This window comes from Arthrobacter sp. Cr_A7 (assembly GCF_029222765.1).
GTDB lineage: Bacteria > Actinomycetota > Actinomycetes > Actinomycetales > Micrococcaceae > Arthrobacter.
Genome location: NZ_JARHXQ010000247.1, coordinates 1 through 21766, shown reverse-complemented (window position 1 = coordinate 21766; position 21766 = coordinate 1). Strand labels below are relative to the sequence as shown.

The window sequence follows — 21766 nt, the reverse complement described above, 5'->3', positions numbered from 1 at the left end:
GCCTCAGGACTGGAGCGACTGCATCACCGAGAGGTGCCCGGCCCTGGCGGCGATGAGGCACTTGGCCAGATAGAAGGGCTGGTTGCCGTACCGGACGTACTGGGTGAGGACCAGCACGGGGTCGGACGGGCGCAGGTCCAGCAGCTTCGCACGGCTGGGGCCCACCTGGCTGAGGCTGATCTGGCACTCGCCCGGCCCCGGCAGCCGGCCCAGCTGGTTGTTGAGCGCGGCAAGCAAGGTGGCGCCGCCGTCGTCCTTTATGTCCAGGGGCGCGCCAGCGTTCTTGCCGAGGCTGACGGGCTGCGCGGAGATGTTTTCCTGCAGGTGGGCGATGGCCTCGCCGTCGCGGATCAGGACGGATTCCCAGAGCCAGCAGTCGGTGCCCGGCTCGACGCCGACGCCGGGGGCGGCGAACTCGGACGCGGGCTGGCGCACCACCTGGATGCGCTTGACCTCGAGCTGCTGGCCGGGGCTGCCGAGGACTTCCTCGAAGGGGCGGATGCGTTCGATGCCGATGCGGGGGAGCGTGTCCGAGACGAAACGTCCGACGCCGCGCCTCGCCCTGATGAGGCCGTCCTCCTCGAGCAGCATGAGGGCTTCGCGGACCACGGTGCGGCTGACTTTCATGTCGGTGCCGAGTTCGGTTTCGGTGGGGATCATGGAGCCGGGCGTGAGGAGGCCGTTGCGGATGGCTTCGGCGATCCGGGAGTACACCGCGACGCGGAGGGGTGAGCCGGGCTGGGCGGCCACCGGCTGGGACAGGAACCGGGCGGCGTCCTGGTGCACGTTATGCCTCGCTACGTAATGGGTCTGGGGATTTCCAGCCTACCGGTGTGACGGGTTTGTTGGACAACATTCAGGCGGCTGCCTCCGGGCTACGCCTATGCCTGACGTACCAGAGGATCCAGATGACGAGGAAGGCGATAACCAGAGCGTAGCCGCCGCCTTCTGTGATGATCCCCGTGCCTGCCTCAAGGACGTCTGCCCACCCTGAAGCGCCAGCAATGACAGACGTCAGCTGAAAGGATCCGACGGCGAAGGCGGCACCCACCGCGATTGCCGTTACCACCGTGTTGTAGCGGTTCCTTCCGGCCGGCCGCCACGATGCCGAACTGTAGGCGGCGCTCATGAAGCAGCCGTTGAGGGAGTCGAGCAGGACCATGCCGGCAGCGAAAAGAACCGGCAGCAGCACGGCGGCGTAGGGGTTCGCCATCAGCAGGCCTCCCGCCGCAATCAGCAGGAAGGCGACCTCAAGGGTGGTGTCCAGGCCCAAGCCAAAGAGCGTGCCCACAACAAACATTCCGCGGGGCCTCTCCACAAGCCGCGATGTTCTCGCCAGCACGAGGCTAATGGGTGTTCTGATTGCTGGTGCTGCTGCTTCGTCCTGGCCAGCACCGCCCTGCGTCAGGCCGCGCTTCCTGAAGGCAGCAATCAGCACATTGAGGTTGGCGAAGCCGATGGCGTAGAGGAAAAGCCCTGCCACAAGGGCGCCGGTCGGCCCAAACACCTGAAGGGCCGCCGATTCCCCGCCTGGTGCCGCGACGAAGCTGTGTAATCCCAGCATCATCAGCGCGGACAACACAAAAACCAATGAGCAGTGGCCGAGCGAGAACCAGAAACCGACGGATGCCGAGGGGCGGCCCTGTGCAGCGAGTTTTCGCGTCACCCCGTCGATCGCCGCGATGTGGTCCACATCGAAGGCGTGGCGCAGTCCGAGCAGGTAGGCCGTGAGTCCGAGCCCTGCCAAGGTAAGTCCTTCACCTGGCACACTGGGCAGTGGGGAGGGAGCGAACAGGATGATGCCGCCCCATCCAACCACGTGCAGGAAGACAATGAAGGCCGCTTTTCCGGACTGGCAGCGCGGCACATGTAGCTGTTGAGACAGCCCAAGCCGATGACTCAGCGCCGCCTGCACCAGCATCGCCCGGCTCCTCTACCGGGGCGGGGTGAGGTTGTAGCGGGAAATGATGTCGGGTAGCCAGGGGGCCTCGGCGAATTGGAGGCCGAAGTCGGCGGCCAGCTTTTCGATGAGTTCGGCATCTGGGGGACCGGCTTCGAGGTGGTCGGCGAGGCCCCAGAAAAAGTGTTCAAAACCGGCGGGGCTGATGATTTCGATCATGCGGGCCGGTACTTTGCCGGCATTCCACATGGTGTGCAGCTCATTACGGGGTTTGGTGATGTAGCCGCCTGCGCCCAAAACGGCCTGCCGCTCACCGGACCGGAATCCAATTTCGCCTTCGAGGACTATGGAGTACTCATCCTCGCGTGTGTGGATGTGGGGAGGCACCAAAGCCCCCACGGGGAAGGGGTGCTCCACAATGGAAAGCTGTTCGTGCGTGTCTGCACCGAAGAGTTTAAATACAACGCCGATGGTTCCCAGCGGTGCTTCGCGTCCCTGCCCGGGCTCCACGACAGTCAGCCGTGGAGCCTCATCTTGTTCCATGACCGTTTCCTTCCATAGTTGACAGGTCCAGTTTCGATATACACTGGTGTATATCGAATTATCCGCAGGGCAAAGGACAGAGTCAATACTTTGAGTGAACACGAGCGTTCAGCCAAAGGTCGGCAGTATCAGATGCGGAAGCGCGCGGACCAGATGGACGGCACGCGCCAGCGCATTGTCGAGGCGACCTCCCGCCTCCATGCCACCGTCGGCCCCGCACGAACCACCATTGCCGGCATCGCCGAGAAGGCGGGAGTGACCCGGCTGACCGTTTACAAGCACTTCCCGGACGAGGTTGACCTCTACAACGCCTGCTCGGCCCATTGGCGGTCCAACCAACAGCTTCCGGACCCGGCGGCATGGTCGAAGGTCAGCGATCCTTACGAACGCCTACGCCTCGGCCTGTCGGATACCTATCGTTTCTATCGGGACGGCGCAGACATGCTCGAGCGGCTCTACCGGGACAAGGACGTCCTGCCGGAAGGCCTGCAGCAGAGTCTCCAGGAACGCGACGGCTACTTCAGGGGCGTGCTTCTAGAGCCGTTTTCCGACCGCCGGGACTACCAGACCCTGCGGGCCCTTATCGGCCACGCTGTCTCTTTCTGGACCTGGCACTCTCTATGCAGCCAAAACGGCCTTGCGGAGGATGCGGCCGTGGAAGCGATGGTAGCGCTCGCAGCGGCGGCTCCCGTGGGATAGCGGCAACCGATGTTGTACGCGGCAAGGTGGCGCCGCCGTCGTACGGATCTTAGGTACCCCCAATATCTGCGCAGGGTGTAGACCGCTGCCCGGCCGTGGCGTACGTTACCGACATCCCCGCGGCCAGGTGGGTCCGAGGGACAGATGGACTGTTCACGCTCGAGGAGTGCCCGGAATGATCACTTTTGATGGTTCCATCTACATTCATAGGCCGGTGCGCACCGTTTTCGATGTGGTGGGCACGCGCCTTTTTGAGACGCAGCCCATTTGGGAAGACGGCATTGTGGCCATCCATCCGCTGACGGAAGGTCCAATCCGAGTGGGCACCAAGGCTGTGATGGAACGGCTGGACTTGGGCGTGTGGCGACGCAGGACAAACTATCAGTGCGTCGCATTCGAACAAGACCGGCTCCTCGTCTTTTATAACGACAGTCCCGGCATCCATGTCGAGTTCCGGCTGTCCGTGGCACCTGCCGGGGAGCAGGGCACGCTGCTTCGGTTCGTGGTGCTGGCCACGTTCTCGGGTGCCATGAGGCTCCTTGAGCCCCTGGCCGCAGTGATGCTCGGACCGGAGCGCCGGAAGACCTTGCGGGATATCAAGGCCTATGTGGAGTCAAACCCAACAGCGGACACGAGGTCCCGGCCCGGCGTAGGCAGTCAGAAGGTCCTTCACCTGGACCCGGAAAGGGCAAGGATGAAGGTTTTGGCTTCAGTCTCGCTGGTACAGCTGATTGTTCAGCTACTGGCGGCTCGCAAGGCTATCCGGGACCGGATCCCTTATGACATTCCTTTTGCCCACGGAGAGCCCCAGAATGTCGAACGCGATATGTGGACCAAAGGCAGCGGGCTGGCAGCTCCCTGGCCTATGTTGGCCGCACATGCGGCGGTGACCACCCTGCTCTTTGCAAGGCCGCGGCCGTGGCTGCGGCGAACGGCCGGAGTCGTGGGCGCCGCTTACATCCTTGGCATTCTGTGGGAGCGCGTCGGCCGGGAGTCGTTGCGTCACCCGGATACCGAGACTACGCCGCTGGTGGCCGCTGGCCTTGCCTTGTCTGTAGCGATGGCCCGGCTCGGTCTGGTGCCGGATGCTCGTACCGCGGAGTTCAAGCATCAGGCTCAACGTCAGGATCGTGCAGTGGCCGCGTCTGACCGTGCAACAGATGACCAGGATTTTGTCGAACAGATTTCATAGGACTGGCCGGAGTGAACCGCCACGCCCCGCGCTCATCATTCAGGACGATCTCTTTGGGGAGTCGGAGTCTGTTCCTTCTACCTCTGCGCAGACGCGTCGGCAGAGAACCTACCTAGGGGGAGCGACTGCCGCTCACCGGCACTGACCGAGGACGACGGCGGAACGTAGTCCCGCCGTCGTCGTTCCAAGCGTTGCTGCTGGCCCGGCGACGGGATCCTGGCACGCTTCGCGCGGTTGCACTTTGCGCAGGCTGCGACGAAGTTCTGCAGGCTGGTGGAGCCGCCCTTGGACCAGGGATAGAAGTGGTCGCCGTGCTCGGCGGGTCGGCTGCAGCGGCGACCCAATCTCCTTTCCATCTCGCACTGGCCTCCGGCCCGCGCCATCCCCTCGCGGCGCTGCTGGCGAGTGAAGCGGCGTACCGGGTCCCGGCGTCGTACGTCCCGGCGGTTTAGGACAGCACCCACAATGCCCAGCACGACCATGGCACCGCCCGGAAGAGCAACCGCCATGACGGCGCCGTCCACCATGCCGCGCAGAACCTCCGCGGCAGAGGACGGTGCCGTTCCGGTGACAGATGTTCCTTTCGGCATCAACGCCGTCATCACGGAGACGGCGAGCCACACCATCAACGCCGAGTGCGCCAGGCGAAGGCCCTGTCGTGTCCAGTAGATGCGGCCCAGTTCCTGCATCGATTCCCCCAGTTTCAGTTTCGCCGGAGGCCCCCTGTCCCGGATGTCCAGGAAATCGTATAGGCCGAGCACAGGCCGGTGTCCCAGGATTAGCTCAGTTTTTGCCGAGTTTCCCTGCCCCAGTGGTGGCCGGGTCAGCGCTGTGGTGGCCCAGGGTAGTGGGAACAGCTGTGCAACAATGGCGCCATGACCCACGAGCAGCCTCAGTCCGCCGAGCTGGAACTGGACAGCACCGACCTCTCCGCATTCGAAGCCGCCTATCAGGCCGCCCAGAAGAGCCTGGCCGAGGGCGGCATCCCCATCGGGGCTGCGCTCGCACGGGATGGCGTGGTGATCGCGGGCGGGCACAACGAACGCGTCCAAAACGCCGATCCGATCGCGCACGGGGAGATGTCCGCGCTCCGGGCAGCCGGCCGGCAGAAGAGCTACCGCGACGCCACGCTGTACACCACCCTCGCCCCGTGCGCCATGTGCGCCGGAACCATCATCCAGTTCAAAATCCCACGCGTGGTGGTGGGGGAAGCGCGAACGTTCGACGGCGAGCTAGAGCTTCTGCGGTCACGAGGCGTTGACGTGGTGATCCTGGATGACCCGCGTTGCGTGGACATGATGGGCAGGTTTCAGGACGCCCACCCGGAGCTGTGGGCGGAGGACATCGCCGAGTAGCCTCGGTCCTGCTGCGACTCGGTGGGTTAATGGGACTCAGGAGCGAACGGGTGCGGCCGCTTCTTTTCCTACCACCGTTGTCCAGGGGCGGGCGGTCCACGAAGTCACGACGCCGCCGGTGACGTAGGGGTCGGCAGCTGCGAAAGCTCGTGCGGCCTCGAGTGCGTTCTCGCCGGTGAAGATCAGCAGGCCACTGAAGGGTCCGTCACCCGCGGCTCCACCCAACAGAAGCTCGCCCCGTTCGACTGCTTCCCAGGCCGCCTTGAGGTGTTCTGCGCGGTACTTATCGCGAATTTCAAGGTACTTGTCCCCGTAAGAGTATTCGAGCACGGCGTGCATGTGTATCCGTCCATTTCGTTGAGGTTCTCGCTCGTTGAAGACAAGCGTACCCACGGGACTCAGGCCGCTACCCCAGCCACCTCAACCCTTGCCCCCGCATCCCGGAACTTTGCACTCGGGCGGGCCCCCGTCGTTCGCCACCAAAGTCCACGACAGCACCAGCCGCGCGCAGCGGGGAGTGTCTTCCAGCGGACACCGTCCTGATACATTCGGTTCAACCACCCGCACATGCCCCTGTGAGGCAATGAATGCGGGACCACCTACGACACCAATGGGAGCTCTGCACGTGGCAATAGCGCTGACGCTTGCCGGCTTGAAACGAGCCAGGTGCAGGCGTGCCGGACGATAGCCTGCCGGGTACTGGCCCGCTGGAGACTGCCCTCCCCAACGCCACCGCGCTCGCCTCCGCGGTGCGCACGGGTGAAGCCTCCGCCGAGAGTGTCCTGGCGGAGGCGCGGTCGCGGGCCGATGCAGCACCCGCTCTTTGTGCCTTCATCCAGGAAGACTGGGACGGGGCTGCCCTTGCGGCGAGAGAGGTGGACCGGCGCCGGGACCGCGGGGAGGATCCTGGGCCGCTGGCCGGTGTTCCACTCAGCGTCAAGGATGTCATCGCCGTGGCAGGTTTGCAGCTGACCGGCGGCAGTGCCGCATTCGCCGGAAACATCGCCTCAATTACTGCCACTGCTGTCCGGCGCCTGCAGGACGCCGGGGCCGTGGTGATTGGGAAAACCAACTGCCCCGAGTTTGCATTCGGTGCCATCACCGAGAGCGCCGTCGGTGGCCGGACGCTCAACCCCCGGTTTCCCGGTGCAACGGCGGGTGGCTCGAGCGGGGGAGAGGCTGCCGCCGTCGCTGCCGGCATTTCAGCGCTCGGCTTGGGCACGGACTACGGCGGATCACTGCGGTGGCCGGCGCAATGCGTGGGCATCACCGCCCTGCGGCCCACCCCGCGTATAGTTCCTGACCTGGGAATCGTTCCGGGAGCGGGCGGCTGGTACGGGGGCCGCAACCCCTCCCCGCCCGGCGCCCGCCTTCAGGCCGCCACTCAGGTCATGGGGCCGCTCGCACGATCAGTGCGGGACCTGCGGACGGCGCTCGCAGTGCTTACGGATCGACGCCCCGGGGTTCGGACTTCACCCGCCGGGGCCGTCCCCGGCAACGTTGCGGTGGCGTGGAGTGATGGTTCCGCATTGGGGCCGGTACGCCGTGAAGTGTCGGAGAAGATCGCCTTATTGGCGGATCAGATCGCGCCGGAGGTCCGGACACTCACGCACGTACCGGATCTGTTTGCGGGATCGCTGGCAGCCTATAACCGGCTCCGCCCTGTTGATCCGATGATTGACCATGCCGCGGCTGTCGCCGGCCGGGAGCACCTGATTCTCCCTGCGAACCTCGACGTCATCCAGCGCTCCCTGCAAACAGACGCGGGGGAACTCGAAGCGGCTGTTGCCGAATCCGAACATGCAAGAAGTCGGGATCTGGCGGTCTTCGATACCGCCGACATCGTCCTCCTGCCGGTGGCCGGCGGTCCTGCCTGCGACGTGTCCGGAAAGCTCGACATTGACGGGCAGTCCATCTTTGGCTGGGACATCATGGGCCAATGCAGGGCTGTAACCATGGTTGGCGCACCTGTCGTTTCGCTGCCCGTCGCGTTATCATCCGAGGGCCTGCCACTGTCTGTCCAGGTTGTTGCACGGCCGGGGGCAGATGCGATGGCGTTGGACTTTGCCGAATGGCTGGAGGGCTTCACACGGTTTTGATCTGTCGGTTTCACGATAAAGCTGGCCGTAACAGCCCTTGGTGCTTCAGGTACAGGGGGTCTCCCGTCACCTGCCCAGCCGGGTGGTACTTATCCCTTAACTACAGCCACCTCAACCTGTACCCCCACGTCCCGAAACTTCTGCACCTGCCCGGGGTCGGCGCCGTCGTCCGTTACCAGGATCCAGGGCAGCGCAAGCCGCGCCCACGCGTGGAAGGGCCGCAGGCCCAGCTTGGACGAGTCCGCCAAGACGTAGACCTCCCGGCCGCGGCGGGCCATGAGTTCTTTGAGCCGGGTCTGGGCGTGGTCTGCCTCGCAGATGCCGTCCTCGGCGGTGACGGCGTCTGCGCCGAGGAACACGCGGTCAAAGCTCATCCGCTCGAGAGCCGCCTCGGCAAGCGGTCCCACAAAGCTTTGCGAAAGGCTGCGCAGCCGGCCACCCAGGCAGTCCACCTTGATGCCTTCGGAGTCAGCCAGTTCCTGCATCGTGTTGATGCCAGGCGTCGTCACTGACAGCTTTTCGAACCCGCGCAGTTCGTGGGCCAGGGCACCTACGGTGGAGCCGGCGTCGAGCAGGATGTTTTCCCCGGGCCGGATCACGGACGCTGCCCAGCGGGCGATGGCGTGCTTCTGCTCGAATGCCTCCCCGGTGCGCTGCCGCAGCGACGCTTCCGGGTGCGCTCCCAGCGCCATGGCCCCGCCGTAGGTGCGAGCCAGCCGGCCCTGCCCGTTCAGCAGCGCCAGGTCGCGGCGGATGGTGGACGCGGTCACCTCGAACCGGGCGGACAGTTCCTCCACGGATGCCAGGCCGGTGGTCACGGCAAGGTGGTAGATCTCCTCGCGCCGCGCGTTTGCGCTGAGCATTCCCGGTCTCCTTCCCGTGGCAGTGTAACCATGCTAGTTCCGGCCCCCGGCGAGTCCCCGCAGCAACGCCTACACGGCGACGGACGGCCGGGTGGCCATCTCCGCCGCCTGATGTAGTGCCTCCACCATGGACCGGGAATCGGCGATGGCTTTGCCGGCGATGTCGAAGGCTGTGCCGTGGTCCACGGATGTGCGGATCACCGGCAGGCCCACCGTGATGTTCACGCCGGCCTCGATGCCCAGCACCTTCACCGGCCCGTGGCCCTGGTCGTGGTACATGGCCACCACCAGGTCGTAATCGCCCCGGCCGGCCAGGAAGAACAGCGTGTCCGCGGGCAGCGGGCCCACGGCGTTGATGCCGTCAGCCTGCGCGGCCTTCACGCCGGGTTCGATCTTTTCCGCTTCCTCGCCCTGGCCGAACAGGCCGTTCTCGCCGGCGTGCGGGTTGATGGCGCAGACGCCGATCTTCGGGTTCGGGATGCCCGCCCGGACCAGCGCCTCGTGGCCGCGGCGGATGGTGCGCTCCACCAGGTCCGGGTTGATCTTCCGGATGGCGTCCATCAGCCCGATGTGTGTGGTCACGTGGATCACCCGGATCTTGGGGGTGGAGAGCATCATGGACACTTCCTCCGTGCCCGTCAGGTGCGCCAGCAGCTCGGTGTGTCCGGGGTAGATGTGCCCGGCGGAGTGCAGCGCCTCCTTGTTCAGCGGGGCGGTGCAGATGGCCTGCACCTTCCCGGCCATGGCCAGCTCGCTGGCCACCCGGATGTATTCGTAGGCGGCGTGCCCGGCCACGGGGGAGAGCTGGCCCCAGGCCAGGTCCTCCGGCAGCAGCGCCAGGTCGATGACGTTGACCCGGCCCGGCGTGAACACGGCGTCCTCAACGTTCTCAATGCTTTGGATGTCCGCCTTGATGCCGAGCACGTCCGCGGCCTGGCGCAGTCGCAGTGCGTCACCGATCACCACGGGCCGGCACTCGGCGTTGCTCTGCGGATCGAGCACGGCGGCCACCACCACCTCCGGCCCCACCCCTGCGCCGTCGCCCATGGTTACGGCCACGTAGGGGAGGGCGGTCTGCTCGGTCTTGGTCACTGCGTCGGTTGTCATGTCTGCTCCAGATGGTTGGTCTAGCGGGGGGAGGATTGTGGTGGGAGGCTGCGCGGACTGGCCGCGGCGCTCCCGGATTTCGTCGTAAAGCTGTAGAAGGGCGAGGTCGTCGCCGAAGCTGCCGGGCTTGGTGCCCACCAGCGTCCCGTTATCGGCACGGCTGAGCACCGCCCCGTGCTGCACGGCCGAAAGCGGCACCAGAGTCCGCAGGCCGACGGCGTCCAGGACTTCGCGGGCAGTCTCACCGCCGGTGAGGATCAGGTCAGCATCTGTTCCCGTGGCTGCCTCGGCCGCGAACTTCGACAAGGCCTGCACAATCCGTGCTGACCCGGACGGGTCCACTTTTGCGGCGGCAAGTGTGATGGCTACGCTGTTGCCCGCCCGCAGATTCTGCGAAACCTGGGCCAGTTGGGAAGCGTAGGCATCCTTGGCGCCGGCGTACTGCGGGTGCAGCCGGACAACCGTGAAGCCCTGTGCCTCCAGCTGGGCCAGTTGTGCCTGCGCGGTTCCGGATGCGGAGCCGACGACGGCGAGCACCGGCCGGGCTGTTCCCTGCAGTTCCGTGGTGGTTGTGTTCGTCTGTGTCACAACTTGCGCATTTCGCGCAAGTTGTGCAGCCAGACGCTGCGCGAGGACATCCGCCGTTCCGCCCGTGCCCACCAGCACGACGCGGCGGCTGCCGGCACGGAAGTCCAGCTTCAGCAGGGCATCCACCACGTGCTCCAGGTCCTGGACGGTTTCGCCGTCAGTAACCACCAGTGCGGGCTGGTCGGATTCAAGGAGCCCGGACAGCTTCGCGGCAAGGGAGCCGGACCGGACCTCAGCCAGGTTCAGCGACTGTACCGAGGCGGGGTCCTCCGGGCGAAGCAGCGACGGAATGTCAGTCGGCGGGGCTTGCACTTCTGCCTGCCACAGCTCCGTCTCCGCCAGTGAAGTCCCGGCAATCAGCGGCTTCCCGTCCTGCACGGAACGCTGAAGTTGGGGCAGTGCACCCGCAACAACGGCATGGAAACCCAGGCTTGTCAGCGCGCAAACTTCGGCGCGCACGTTCCCCCGCCACAGCGAGTCGATCTTCTTGAAGGCCACCCGCGCACCCGCAGCCACAGCACAGGAGAAAGCCTCCTTGACCAGTGCCTCGGCATCGGACTCGGGAAGGCCCCGCGAATGAGTATCGGCGACAACAACGTCGGTGGCGTGCCCCGCGAAGGAGGAGCCGTCGTCGTGCTTTCCCGAAAGAACATCCGTTCCCAGCAGGACCTGCGCGGACAGCCCATGCTGGACAAAGCAGTAGCCAACCTCGGCGGCGCCGGAGAAATCGTCGGCCTGCACATATACGGAAGCCACGTTGCTCCTCTCGTCGGTAGTCGGCTGGAGTCCATATGGGTTCTTGTGCTCCATATGGGATGGGATTGCATTCATCATGACACGGTTGCGCGAACCGCGCTAGAGGGGTTGCGCAATTTGCGCAGGAGTGGCAAAGTGATGGACACAACATTCGGCGCAGCCAATCCGGCCGGCAGCCGTCCCCGATCTACCGAGAGGTCAACGATGACCGTTCTTCCTCAAGGAAGTGAGATTTCCCGCCGCCGCCTGCTGCAGTTCGGCGCCGCGGCCGGGTTTCTGCTGGGCACCGGCGGCCTCGCCGGATGCGCCGGTCCCACCGGACTGCCGGGACCCAGCACCCTGACCCTGGCCCTCAACCGGTCACTGGTCAGCCTGGACAACAAGCTCAACCAGTTCGACGCCGCCGTCACCGTGCAGCGTTCGGTCCGCCAGGGACTCACCGCCATCGGCCCCGAAACCAAGCCCATCCTGGTCCTGGCCGAACGCTTCGAAATGACCGGCCCTACCGAATGGACCGTTACTCTCCGCGAAGGCATCCGCTACTCGGACGGCAGCCCCGTCAAGATCGAGGACGTGGCTACCGCCCTGCAGATGTACAAACAGGTGCAGGGCTCCTTTGTGGCCGGCTTCTTCCCCGAATTCCCAGAGGTGGTGCCGGTGGATGACCGCACCTTCAAGATGGTGTCCAAGAACCCCGTTCCCATCCTGGACTCGCTCATGAGCATGATCCTGATTACCCCGGCCGGTCAGAACAAGCCGGAGGAACTGCAGGAAGGCGTGGGCACCGGCCCGTACGTGGTCACCAAGTTCAACCGCGGCGCCGGCACCTACAGCCTGGCCCGCAACGAAAACTACTGGGGCCCCAAGCCCGAGGTGGAGAACGTGGAAGTCCGGTTCCTCCCCGAGGAATCCAGCCGCGTCATCGCGCTGCGCAGCGGCGAGGTGGACATCATCGACTCCATTACCCCGGACTCCCGTGAACAGCTCGCCGGACTTCCCGGCGTCCAGCTCAAGGAAGCATCCAGCCTCCGCCTGAACCAGATCTTCTACAACTTCCGCAAGCCCGCCGGCCACCCGCTGGCCGACGTCCGCGTCCGCGAGGCCCTCAGCTGGGCCATCGACGGCGAGGCGCTGGTGAAGGACGTGCTGGTGGACTCCGTCAGCGCGGCCGAAGGCGTCACGCCCGGGAGCCTCACCGGCTACCACAAGACCGGCACTTACACCTTCGATCCGGAGAAGGCCAAGGCCCGGCTCGCCGAGCTCGGCGTCAAGGACCTTACCCTGAAAATCATCTGGGAAACCGGCGAGTTCGCCTCCGACACCTCCGTGATGGAGGCCCTGGTGGAGATGTTCGGCAATATCGGAGTGAAGACCGAGCTGCAGCAGTTCGAACCCGGCGGCAACATCCTGGCCTGGCGCCAGGGCAAGCAGGGCGACTGGGACCTGTTGGGGAACGGCTTCAGCAGCCCCACCGGCCTGGCCATCACCATGATGCAGGGCATGTACGCAGGCACCCCCGAAAAGGAAGCCACCCGCGACACCTACCAGGGCTACGTCTTCCCCGAGGTGCAGGCCAAGATCCAGGCCGCCTCCTCCGAAGTGGATCCCACCAAGCGGCAGGAACTGCTGGCCGTTGCACAACAGGCGATCTGGGACACCTGGCCCTGCGCCTGGGCATTCGTCCCCAAGTCCGTGCTCGCCCAGCGCGACCGGGTATCGGGCATCAACCTGGCACCCACCAACTCCTACCCGCTCGTTGATGCACGGCTGGAGGCCTAAGCCATGACGAACTACATCCTGAAGCGCCTGGGACAGGGCCTGCTGACCGTGTTCCTCACGGTGTCCACCGTGTTCATCCTGATCCGCATGGCCCCCGGCGATCCCGCCGTCTCCTACGCCGGCCCGCTGGCCACCACCGAACAGCTCGACGCCGTCCGGGAACAGTTCGGCCTTAACAAGCCCGTGTTGGAGCAGTACTGGATCTTCCTGCAGCAGCTGTTCACCGGCAACCTGGGCCAGTCCTACTCCTTCCAGGCCCCCGCCATGCAGGTGGTGGCCGAGCGGATGCCGTACACGCTGACCCTTGCGACGGCGTCCATCCTCCTGACCGCCGTGGTCGCCATCCCGCTGGGCGTGTGGATGTCCCGCCGCCCGGACACCGGCAAGGAATTCGGCGTCAACGTGCTGACCATCGCCGGGCAGTCCATGCCCGACTTTTGGACCGGCATCATGCTCCTCACCGGCTTCGCCGTCCTGATTCCGATCTTCCCGGCCTCCGGCTTCGCCACCTGGGGCGGGCTGGTCCTGCCCACCATCACCATCGCCATCCTGCAGATCGCCCTGATCTCCCGCATGGTCCGGCGGGAAATGACCAACAACCTCGCAGCCCCGTTCCTCACGGTTGCCCGTTCCCGCGGCGTCCGCAGTTCCGCCCTCACCTGGCGCTACGCCATGGGCAATTCGGCCATCCCCGTCTTCACCGCCCTCGGCACCCGGTTCGCCGCCATGCTCAACGGCGTGGTCGTCGTCGAGGTGGTGTTCGCCTGGCCGGGCGTCGGCTCCCTCATCGTCCGGGCACTCGAAACCCGCGACTACCCCCTCATCCAGGCCACGGTCCTCCTCACCGCACTTCTGGCGGTGGCCGTCCAGCTGCTCATCGACCTCGCCTATCCGCTTCTTGATCCCCGTGTTCGTCTTGGAAAGGCGGCAACAGCATGAGCCTCGACACCGCAACCCCCACCGCGGCCGGGCAACCGGCCCGGCAGCCCAGTCCCAGCGCCGTCACCAAGGCGGACATCGCCAAGGCAGGCGCCACCCGCCGTCGTAATGCCGCCAAGTGGAAGCTCATCGTCGGCACCGTCTGCACCCTCCTGGTGACCATCCCGATCATCCTGGCCCAGGTGCTGCCGCTGCCGGATGCCAACTTCCAGGACCTCGGCGCCCGGCGCCTGCCGCCGCTCACCGACGGGCACCTGTTCGGCACCGACCAGCTTGGCCGCGACCTCCTGTCCCGTGTACTGCACGGCGGCCAGGTCTCGCTGACCATCGGCCTGCTGGCCGTGCTGGTCTCCGGCGCCATCGGCATCATCCTGGGCGCGGCCGCCGGCTACTTCGGCGGCTGGGTGGACACCATCGTCTCCCGCCTCCTCGAAGCCCAGATGTCCCTGCCGCTGCTCATGATGCTGCTGCTGGTGGTGGCCCTCTTCGGCCCCTCCATCCCCGTGATCACGTTTGTGATCGCCATCGCCCAATGGCCCGAAGTGGCCCGCCTCACCCGCTCCATGGTGCTGGTGGAACGCGAAAAGCCCTACGTCTCCGCCGCCAGGATCCTGGGCCTGCACAAGATCCAGATCCTGATCCAGCACATCATCCCCAACGTCATCAAGCAGGCAACCCTGGTGGTCCTGCTCCTGCTGGCCCAGGCCGTGCTCCTCGAATCCGCACTGTCCTTCCTGGGCGCCGGCCCGCAGCGGCCCTTCGCCACCTGGGGCCGCATCATCTCCGACGGCCAGGACTACATCACCACCTCCTGGTGGATGGTCACCCTGCCCGGCCTGGTGATCGTGCTCATGGTGGTGGGCGTCAACCTGCTGGGCGACGGCCTCCGCGACCGTCCCCGCCGCAAGAAGAAGGGTGCCTGACATGAACGCCTCTTTCAAGGAACAGCCGCTGCTGGAGGTTCGCGACTTCCAGGTGGAACTGATCACCGACGCCGGCATCATCCGGGCCGTTGACTCCGTCAGCTTCAGCATCCACCGCGGCGAGACGGTCACCATCATCGGCGAGTCCGGCTCCGGAAAATCGACGACGGCGATGGGCATCCTCCGCCTGCTGCCCGAGGACCTGGCGGTACTGTCCGGCACCGTGCTGATTGACGGCGTCGACATCACCGCCGATCCCAAGGCCATCGACAAGGTGCGCGGCAAGACCCTCGCCCTGATCCCGCAGGATCCCATGACGGCGCTCAGCCCGGTCCACTCGATCGGCAGCCAGCTCTTCGAGGCCATCCGGATCGCCGGCGCCGCCTCGGCCAAGGACAAGGGCGCGCTGCAGGCCCGGGCCATCCGGCTGCTGGAACAGGTGCACATCCCCACTCCGGAGAAGCAGCTCAAGAAGTACCCGCACCAGCTCTCCGGCGGCATGCTGCAGCGCGTCCTGATCGCCATCGCCCTGGCCAGCGAGCCGCAGCTGCTGGTGGCGGACGAGCCGACGTCGGCCCTGGACGTCACCGTGCAGGGCGGCATCCTGGACCTGCTGCTGGAACTGCAGGAACAGCGCGGCATCGGCATCCTGATGATCACCCACGACCTTGGCGTGGCCCGGCTCATCTCGGACCGCATCCACGTGATGAAGGACGGCTCGTTCGTGGAGTCCGGCGAGGTCCAGCAGATCGTTGACCACCCCGCCACCAAATACACCCGCACCCTGCTGGCCGCCGTGCCCGTCCTGGGCCCGTGGGACGAAACCCCTGCCGCCTCCGCTTCCCGCGGTGCGCACGCCGCTTCGGGCGGCTCGTCCGCCACCACTGACCCAGCCCTCACTCAGACCGGAGCCACGCCATGACCAAGCCGTTCCTCGCCGTCGAAAACCTGGTGGTGGACTATCACGTGCCCGGCGGGACCTTCCGCGCCGTCGATGATGTGTCCTTTTCCGTGGACAAAGGCAAGACCATCGCCGTCGTGGGTGAATCCGGCTGCGGCAAGTCCACGGTGGCCAAGGCGCTGATGCGGCTGGTGACTCCGGCCAGCGGACGGATCGAACTGGACGGCACGGACATCGCCGGCATGAGCGAGGCCAAGCTGCGGCCGCTGCGCTCCAAGTTCCAGATGGTGTTCCAGGACCCGTACGGCTCGCTGGACCCGCACATGACCGCCCAGGAGATCGTGGCCGAGCCGCTGAAGCTGCAGGGCGTCCGGTCCAAGGCGGAACGGCACAAGGCGGCCGCCACGCTGATCGACCAGGTGGGCCTGCCCGTGAAGTCCCTGGACAAGCACCCATCCGAGTTCTCCGGCGGCCAGCGCCAGCGCATCGGCATCGCCCGGGCGCTGGCCTCCAAGCCCGAACTGCTGGTCTGCGACGAGGCCACCAGTGCCCTGGACGTCTCCGTGCAGGCGCAGGTGCTGCGGCTGCTGAAGTCCATCCAGGACGAAACCGGCATCACCTACGTGTTCATCTCGCACAACCTTGGCGTGGTGCAGGAGATCAGCGATAGCGTCATGGTGATGCAGCGCGGCAAGCTGGTGGAACACGGCTCCACCGCGTCCGTCCTGACCGCCCCGAAGGAGGACTACACCCGCAAACTCCGCCGCGCGGCGCTGGACCCCTCCACCATGACGGGCCTCAAGCCCCGCCACCTGGTCCGCTCCCTGGCGCTGGCAAATCAAGCAAACTAGCCCAACCAGGCCTGACCTTTACTCCTAACAGAACGCAACCATGAGGAATCAACGCATGAGCACGCAGCCCGAAGGCGCCCAGGTGGACGGCCTGAAACTTCCCATCTCCCGGCTGGTCCTGGGGACCATGACGTTCGGCGACACCGCCGACGAGGCCACCGCGGGGCGGATGGTGGAGGAGGCGCTCGACGCCGGCATCACCACCATCGACACCGCCAACGCCTACGTGGGCGGCACCACCGAGGAGATGCTTGCGCGTCTCCTGAAGGGAAGGCGCGACGGCGTCATCCTGGCGTCCAAGGCCGGCATGCCCCACGCGGACCACGGCTCCAATTCGCCGCTTTCCGCGGCCGGCCTGCGGGCCAGCGTGGAGGGGAGCCTGCGCCGGCTTGGGGTGGACAGCATCGACCTGTTCTACCTGCACCAGCCGGACCGGGCCACGCCGCTGGCCGAGACGTTGTCCACGGTTGCTTCCTTGGTTTCGGAAGGAAAGATCGGCGCCCTGGGCGTGTCCAACTTCGCCGCCTGGCAGATCGCCGACGTGATCCACACGGCGCGTGAAGTGGGGGCGCCGCAGCCCGTCGTCGCCCAGCAGCTGTACAACCTGGTGGCGCGCCGGCTGGAAGAGGAATACCTCGAATTCGCCGCCACCCACAACGTCCACACCATGGTCTACAACCCGCTCGGCGGCGGGCTGCTCACCGGCAAGCACAGCTTCGACGCCAAACCCACCGAGGGCCGCTACGGCGATTCCAAACTCGCGGCCATGTACACGCAGCGGTACTGGGACAAGCAGCTGTTCGACGCGATCGGGGAGCTCTCCCGGATCGCTTCGGACTCCGGGGTTTCCCTGGCCGAGTTGTCGCTCCGCTGGCTCGCCTACCGGAAAGGCGTGGGCTCCATGCTGCTGGGCGGGTCCAAGGTGGAACAGCTGCGCGCCAACATCGCCGCTGTTGCCAACGGTCCGCTGCCGGCCGACGTCGTGGAAGCCTGCGACGCCGTCGGCACCTCACTGCGCGGACCGATGCCCGCCTACAACCGCTGACTTTCTCCCTACCGACTGAACCGACTTCTTTCCTGACCGACACTGACTGAAGGACTCTGATGACCTCCGAACTGGCCCTCGAATTCGCCCGCAAGATCCGCGCCCGTGAGCAGGCGGTGGGCTACTGGGCGGTGCTGGACGCACCCGTGGCCACCGAACGCATCGGCCGGCTCGGCTACGACTACGTTGCCCTTGACGCACAGCACGGCCTGCTCGGCTACTCGGGTGTCCTGAACGGGCTGATGGCCATCGACGCCGGGCACACCGCCGTCGGCATGGTCCGGGTGGAGGCCAACGACTTCACCGCGATCGGCAAGGCACTGGACGCCGGCGCTGTGGGCGTCATTGTCCCGCTCATCAACAACGCCGCCGATGCCGCCGCGGCCGTGGCCGCCGCCAAGTACCCGCCGCTGGGCGGCCGCTCCTACGGTCCCATGCGTTCGGCCCTCCGGATCGGGCCCAAGCCCGCCGACGCCAACGCAACCACCCTGGTGTTCGCGATGATTGAGACGCCGGAAGGGCTGGCCAACGTCAAGGAAATCTGCGCCACCCCGGGCCTGGACGGCATCTACGTGGGCCCGTCGGACCTGGCCATCGCCGTGGGCGGGGCGTTCCCCGGGGACCCCGCCGTCGAATCGGAATTCAACGCCGCACTGGAAACCATCGCCGAGGCTGCCGCCTCGGCCGGGATCGCCGCCGGCATCCACACCCCCGCCGGGACCGTTGCCAACCAACGCCTGACCCAGGGCTACACGTTCACCACCATCGCCTCGGACCTGACGCACCTGGAACAGATCGCGAAATCCCACCTCGACGCCGCGCGCTCCGACGCCGCCACCACAAAGGACTAGTTCCCATGCAGAACACCACCACCGACGCCTACAGCACCATCGCCCCGGACGGGGCCGTGAAGAGGGCCGACGGCGCCGACTTCGCCTACCTCCCGGCGCCCACCGTGCAGAGCCACGCCGCCAACCTCCTCACGCTGCCGGACGGCCGGCTGGGCTGCGTCTGGTTCGGCGGCACCCAGGAAGGCGTGCCGGACATCTCCACCTGGTTCTCCGCGCTGGAGCCCGGCAGCAGCCAGTGGTCCGAACCGGAGCAGCTCTCCGACGACTCCACCCGGTCCGAGCAAAACCCCATCCTGTTCACCAACACCGATGGCGCACTGTGGCTGCTGTACACCGCGCAGAAGGCGGGCAACCAGGACACCGCCGAGGTCCGCCGTCGTATTTCCATGGACAGCGGCCGCACCTGGGGCGGGGTGGAGACGCTGTTCCCCGCTAACGAAACGGGGGGCGTGTTTGTCCGCCAGCTGCCCGTGGTGCTGCCGTCCGGCCGGCTGATCGTGCCGATCTTCCGCTGCATCACCACGCCGGGGGAGAAGTGGGTGGGCAACAGCGACGACAGCGCGGTGATGATCTCCGACGACGCCGGCGCCACCTGGACCGAGCACGTGCTGCCGGGCAGCCTGGGCTGCGTCCACATGAACATCCAGCCCGTGGCCGACGGCTCACTGCTGGCCCTGTTCCGCAGCCGCTGGGCGGACTCGATCTACGAATCCCGCTCCACCGACGCCGGCACCACCTGGAGCGAGCCCGTCCCCACCGAGCTGCCCAACAACAACTCCTCCATCCAGTTCACCGCGCTCGCCGACGGCCGCCTGGCGCTGGTCTACAACCACAGCCGGGCGGGGGAGAACACGGAACGGCGCCTCTCCCTCTATGACGAGATCGACGACGACGGCCTGGCCGAGGAACAGGGCCAGCTCGCTGAGCCGGATGTTGCCGCCGCTTTTGACGACGGTTCACGCAAGGCGTTCTGGGGGACCCCGCGCTCGCCGATGACCCTGGCCATCTCCGAGGACTCCGGCCGTTCCTGGCCCATCCGCCGGAACCTGGACGTCGGGGACGGGTACTGCCTGTCCAACAACTCCCGCGACGGACTCAACCGCGAGTACTCCTACCCGTCCATCCACCAGGGCCCGGACGGTGCGCTGAACATCGCGTACACGTACTTCCGGCAGGCCATCAAGTTCGTCCGGGTGGACCCGCAGTGGGCGTACGACGGCACCCAGACGCCGGGCGGCCTGGAGGACGGTTCGATCAATGCCTGAATCACTGCCGGCTGAATCATTGCAGGCTGAGCAGCATGCGGTGGTCACGGGGTGCAGTTCGGGAATTGGCCTGGCCATCACCCGCCGTCTGCTGGCCGACGGCTGGGCCGTAACCGGGCTGAGCCGGACCCCGACGTCGCTGGACGGGAAGTTCGAGTGGCTGCGGGCTGATCTGTCCGAGCCAGAGTCCCTCGCTGAATCCGTGGCCGGGCTGCGGCCTGTTGATGCCCTGGTCCACGCCGCCGGGTTCCAGCGGACCGCGCACCTGGGAGATCTGGATCCGTCCGCCCTTGCGGGGATGTTCACCGTCCACGTGGCGGCGGCTTCCGTCCTGGCGAACGCCTTGGTGCCGACGATGCCCGACGGCGGCAGGATCGTCCTGCTGGGCAGCCGCACCTCCACAGGGATGCCTGGGAAGAGCCATTACGCCGCCACGAAGGCGGCGCTCATGGGGCTCGGCCGGACGTGGGCGCAGGAGCTCGCGCCGCGGGGGATCACCGTCAACGTGCTGTCCCCTGGCCCGACCGACACCCCCATGCTGAACGATCCCGGCCGGGCGGCGACCCCGGTTCGGATGCCGGCGCTAGGTGCATTGGTAGACCCCGAGGATGTGGCCGCCCTGGCCGCATTCCTCCTTGGACCGCACGGCAAGTCGATCACCGGCCAGAACTACGTCATCTGCGGCGGCGCCTCCCTCTAGCCCAACGCCCCATCACCTCCTGCGGGATTTCCCGGGACGCCCCATCACCTCCCGGCCCCTTTCCAAACTACTCGGCTGGGCCGAGGTACTTCCTGGCCGTTGCCACCTTCATGTACAGCCTTAAACTGTCGCCTCCCGTCCTGGCAAATCCGTGACGTTCGTACCACCCAACCAAACCTGCGTTGTCCGCGTCGACGACGATGATCTGGCCGCCGCCCACTTCCGAGGCGCCGATGATTGTCTCGAGAGCCGCCCGCAGAAGTTGCGATCCCCACTGATGGGCTTTGTCGCCACGCCGGGTGTTGTCGAGTGCCAGCTTGGCCAGGAGCCAGCCCGGTGCGCTGCGGAGCACTTTCCGCTGGAGTGGCTTTGGCATGTCATTGCGGACCACGAGAGTTGGGCAAATCGCAAAGTATCCAACAACGCGCTCAGGAGCCTTTGGCCCAGTCTCCAGAAGGAGGTAGACCACGCTGGCTCCGGCAGTGACCGCCTGCATGGCGTGGTCTGTCAGCCATTGATTGTATGAGGGCTCACCGCAGTCAAAAGCCCCCAGGTCGTACCCGGGGGCCAGCTTCTCGACATGGAAAGCCAGTTCGCTCATCGTCCGATAAGCCGAGGAAGCCTGGCAAGAGCGGCCAGTTCCGCGGACTCATCGGGGGTGTCGAGGGAGGCCATCATTAGGTCAAACACCTCGGGTGCCATCAGGGTCATGTCCGCCCGGGAAACGACTTTTTGGGCGGCCTGACGTGCGGCGTCGGCCACGAACGCCGACTTGGTCACGTGGAGTAACTCGGCGGCTTCCGTGATTAGCGCGTCAGTACTCTCGTCCGTGCGCAACTCAAGCCGGCGTGATTTTGTATTAGGCATTCGAACCTCCAGCAACAACTGTACGGCACTTGTACGGTCACTGACAGGGGTGGCCCCTAACTGCCGGAGTTCAGGGAGTTGATTGGATCGGGATCGGGCTGGTGCGCTGGGCTACCCCCGGAACCTTCCGAATCATCGTCGTGGGTCTGGGGTTCCCCACCCAGCGGATCGGGCCCGCCGATGTTAAGCGGCTGGGCCCGGTGGTGGCGCGTGCGGGGCTGGAAGCCAGCCGCGCACTGGGCTATGACACCAGCCAAGCCATAGGGTGAACGCCCCCGGAGTAGGCCCGGTTGCAGGCGGCCGGCTCAACAGCCGGCTACCCGCCGTCGTTAAGACCGCCAGTAGGTGCGCCCGGCGGAAACGCCGCGCAGGAATGCCAGGCCGCTGGCAGCCAGCTCATCCTGGCTGGGGGCCAGCGGCCGCCAGATGGACGCCGCGACGGCAATCGCCGCATTGTCCACGGTGAAACTTTCAATGTTCAGCGGTCCGCTGTAGCCAACCTCGTCCAGGGCCTGGAGGAAGCCTTCCCAGTCGGTCTGGTCC

The 21766-nt window shown here is 66.2% G+C and carries 23 protein-coding genes and 1 pseudogene; 14 read left to right on the top strand and 10 right to left on the bottom strand.

Annotated elements, in window-relative coordinates; all coding sequences use genetic code 11:
- Positions 1-3 precede the first annotated feature (3 nt).
- The 3 genes from P2Q66_RS14435 to P2Q66_RS14425 all read right to left on the bottom strand — a co-directional run bounded on the left by P2Q66_RS14435 (position 4) and on the right by P2Q66_RS14425 (position 2443).
- On the bottom strand, positions 4-786 hold the full coding sequence (locus tag P2Q66_RS14435; RefSeq protein ID WP_275729186.1) for a GntR family transcriptional regulator: 783 nt from the start codon (positions 784-786) through the stop codon (positions 4-6).
- Between the two features lie 70 nt (positions 787-856).
- Positions 857-1747, bottom strand: coding sequence for a HoxN/HupN/NixA family nickel/cobalt transporter (locus P2Q66_RS14430; RefSeq protein ID WP_275729184.1), 891 nt, complete (start codon positions 1745-1747; stop codon positions 857-859).
- Positions 1748-1933: 186 nt separating this feature from the next.
- Positions 1934-2443 (bottom strand): cupin domain-containing protein, encoded by a 510-nt coding sequence (locus P2Q66_RS14425; RefSeq protein WP_275729182.1) that lies wholly within the window; start codon positions 2441-2443, stop codon positions 1934-1936.
- 90 nt (positions 2444-2533) lie between these two features.
- Here P2Q66_RS14425 and P2Q66_RS14420 point away from each other — a divergent pair, with 90 nt between their 5' ends.
- Both P2Q66_RS14420 and P2Q66_RS14415 read left to right on the top strand, forming a co-directional pair.
- On the top strand, positions 2534-3142 hold the full coding sequence (locus P2Q66_RS14420; protein ID WP_275729180.1) for a TetR/AcrR family transcriptional regulator: 609 nt from the start codon (positions 2534-2536) through the stop codon (positions 3140-3142).
- 175 nt (positions 3143-3317) lie between these two features.
- Positions 3318-4334, top strand: a complete 1017-nt coding sequence (locus P2Q66_RS14415; RefSeq protein WP_275729178.1) for an antitoxin MazE-like protein — start codon at positions 3318-3320, stop codon at positions 4332-4334.
- Between the two features lie 77 nt (positions 4335-4411).
- Here the strand turns inward: P2Q66_RS14415 and P2Q66_RS14410 are convergent, their stop codons facing one another.
- The gene (locus tag P2Q66_RS14410; RefSeq protein WP_275729176.1) at positions 4412-5095 is read right to left on the bottom strand and encodes an HNH endonuclease signature motif containing protein; all 684 of its coding nucleotides are present in this window, start codon (positions 5093-5095) and stop codon (positions 4412-4414) included.
- Positions 5096-5209: 114 nt separating this feature from the next.
- Here P2Q66_RS14410 and P2Q66_RS14405 point away from each other — a divergent pair, with 114 nt between their 5' ends.
- Positions 5210-5689, top strand: coding sequence for a nucleoside deaminase (locus tag P2Q66_RS14405; RefSeq protein WP_275729175.1), 480 nt, complete (start codon positions 5210-5212; stop codon positions 5687-5689).
- A 36-nt stretch (positions 5690-5725) separates the two neighbouring features.
- Here the strand turns inward: P2Q66_RS14405 and P2Q66_RS14400 are convergent, their stop codons facing one another.
- A complete protein-coding gene (locus tag P2Q66_RS14400) occupies positions 5726-6028 on the bottom strand; it encodes a YciI-like protein (protein ID WP_275729174.1) in 303 nt (100 codons plus the stop codon).
- 335 nt (positions 6029-6363) lie between these two features.
- Between P2Q66_RS14400 and P2Q66_RS14395 the strand changes: the two genes are divergently transcribed.
- Positions 6364-7788 carry an amidase gene (locus tag P2Q66_RS14395; RefSeq protein WP_275729173.1) on the top strand — a complete coding sequence of 475 codons (1425 nt, stop codon included), beginning with the start codon at positions 6364-6366 and terminating at the stop codon, positions 7786-7788.
- 89 nt (positions 7789-7877) lie between these two features.
- On the opposite strand, the gene P2Q66_RS14390 is transcribed toward P2Q66_RS14395, so the two are convergent.
- Together P2Q66_RS14390 and pdxA are read right to left on the bottom strand one after the other, a co-directional pair.
- A complete protein-coding gene (locus P2Q66_RS14390) occupies positions 7878-8651 on the bottom strand; it encodes a DeoR/GlpR family DNA-binding transcription regulator (RefSeq protein WP_275729172.1) in 774 nt (257 codons plus the stop codon).
- Positions 8652-8720: 69 nt separating this feature from the next.
- Entirely contained in the window at positions 8721-11102 is a 2382-nt protein-coding gene (pdxA, locus tag P2Q66_RS14385; RefSeq protein WP_275729170.1) for a 4-hydroxythreonine-4-phosphate dehydrogenase PdxA, read from the bottom strand.
- 204 nt (positions 11103-11306) lie between these two features.
- Between pdxA and P2Q66_RS14380 the strand changes: the two genes are divergently transcribed.
- From P2Q66_RS14380 to P2Q66_RS14340, 9 genes are read left to right on the top strand one after another with little or no spacing between them, the layout of a single operon-like run.
- On the top strand, positions 11307-12881 hold the full coding sequence (locus P2Q66_RS14380) for an ABC transporter substrate-binding protein (protein WP_275729168.1): 1575 nt from the start codon (positions 11307-11309) through the stop codon (positions 12879-12881).
- A 3-nt stretch (positions 12882-12884) separates the two neighbouring features.
- The gene (locus P2Q66_RS14375; protein WP_275729166.1) at positions 12885-13820 is read left to right on the top strand and encodes an ABC transporter permease; all 936 of its coding nucleotides are present in this window, start codon (positions 12885-12887) and stop codon (positions 13818-13820) included.
- A complete protein-coding gene (locus P2Q66_RS14370; RefSeq protein WP_275729165.1) occupies positions 13817-14743 on the top strand; it encodes an ABC transporter permease in 927 nt (308 codons plus the stop codon). The genes P2Q66_RS14375 and P2Q66_RS14370 overlap by 4 nt, the downstream gene beginning before the upstream one ends.
- Before the next feature lies 1 nt (position 14744).
- A complete protein-coding gene (locus P2Q66_RS14365; protein WP_275729164.1) occupies positions 14745-15665 on the top strand; it encodes an ABC transporter ATP-binding protein in 921 nt (306 codons plus the stop codon).
- Positions 15662-16495, top strand: coding sequence for an ATP-binding cassette domain-containing protein (locus tag P2Q66_RS14360; RefSeq protein WP_275729162.1), 834 nt, complete (start codon positions 15662-15664; stop codon positions 16493-16495). The genes P2Q66_RS14365 and P2Q66_RS14360 overlap by 4 nt, the downstream gene beginning before the upstream one ends.
- 55 nt (positions 16496-16550) lie before the next feature.
- Entirely contained in the window at positions 16551-17540 is a 990-nt protein-coding gene (locus tag P2Q66_RS14355) for an aldo/keto reductase (protein WP_275729160.1), read from the top strand.
- A gap of 59 nt (positions 17541-17599) precedes the next feature.
- Complete coding sequence (locus tag P2Q66_RS14350) at positions 17600-18391, top strand: aldolase/citrate lyase family protein (protein ID WP_275729159.1); 792 nt, start codon at positions 17600-17602, stop codon at positions 18389-18391.
- Positions 18392-18396: 5 nt separating this feature from the next.
- The gene (locus P2Q66_RS14345; protein WP_275729157.1) at positions 18397-19656 is read left to right on the top strand and encodes an exo-alpha-sialidase; all 1260 of its coding nucleotides are present in this window, start codon (positions 18397-18399) and stop codon (positions 19654-19656) included.
- Positions 19649-20356 (top strand): SDR family oxidoreductase, encoded by a 708-nt coding sequence (locus P2Q66_RS14340; protein WP_275729155.1) that lies wholly within the window; start codon positions 19649-19651, stop codon positions 20354-20356. The genes P2Q66_RS14345 and P2Q66_RS14340 overlap by 8 nt, the downstream gene beginning before the upstream one ends.
- A 67-nt stretch (positions 20357-20423) precedes the next feature.
- Here the strand turns inward: P2Q66_RS14340 and P2Q66_RS14335 are convergent, their stop codons facing one another.
- Together P2Q66_RS14335 and P2Q66_RS14330 are read right to left on the bottom strand one after the other, a co-directional pair.
- Entirely contained in the window at positions 20424-20957 is a 534-nt protein-coding gene (locus tag P2Q66_RS14335; RefSeq protein ID WP_275729153.1) for a hypothetical protein, read from the bottom strand.
- Positions 20954-21223, bottom strand: coding sequence for a DUF1778 domain-containing protein (locus tag P2Q66_RS14330; RefSeq protein WP_275729151.1), 270 nt, complete (start codon positions 21221-21223; stop codon positions 20954-20956). The genes P2Q66_RS14335 and P2Q66_RS14330 overlap by 4 nt, the downstream gene beginning before the upstream one ends.
- Before the next feature lie 101 nt (positions 21224-21324).
- Here P2Q66_RS14330 and P2Q66_RS14325 point away from each other — a divergent pair, with 101 nt between their 5' ends.
- A complete protein-coding gene (locus tag P2Q66_RS14325; protein ID WP_275729149.1) occupies positions 21325-21492 on the top strand; it encodes a hypothetical protein in 168 nt (55 codons plus the stop codon).
- 60 nt (positions 21493-21552) lie between these two features.
- Here the strand turns inward: P2Q66_RS14325 and P2Q66_RS14320 are convergent.
- A pseudogene (locus P2Q66_RS14320) lies at positions 21553-21766 on the bottom strand (sugar phosphate isomerase/epimerase); the annotation flags it as partial.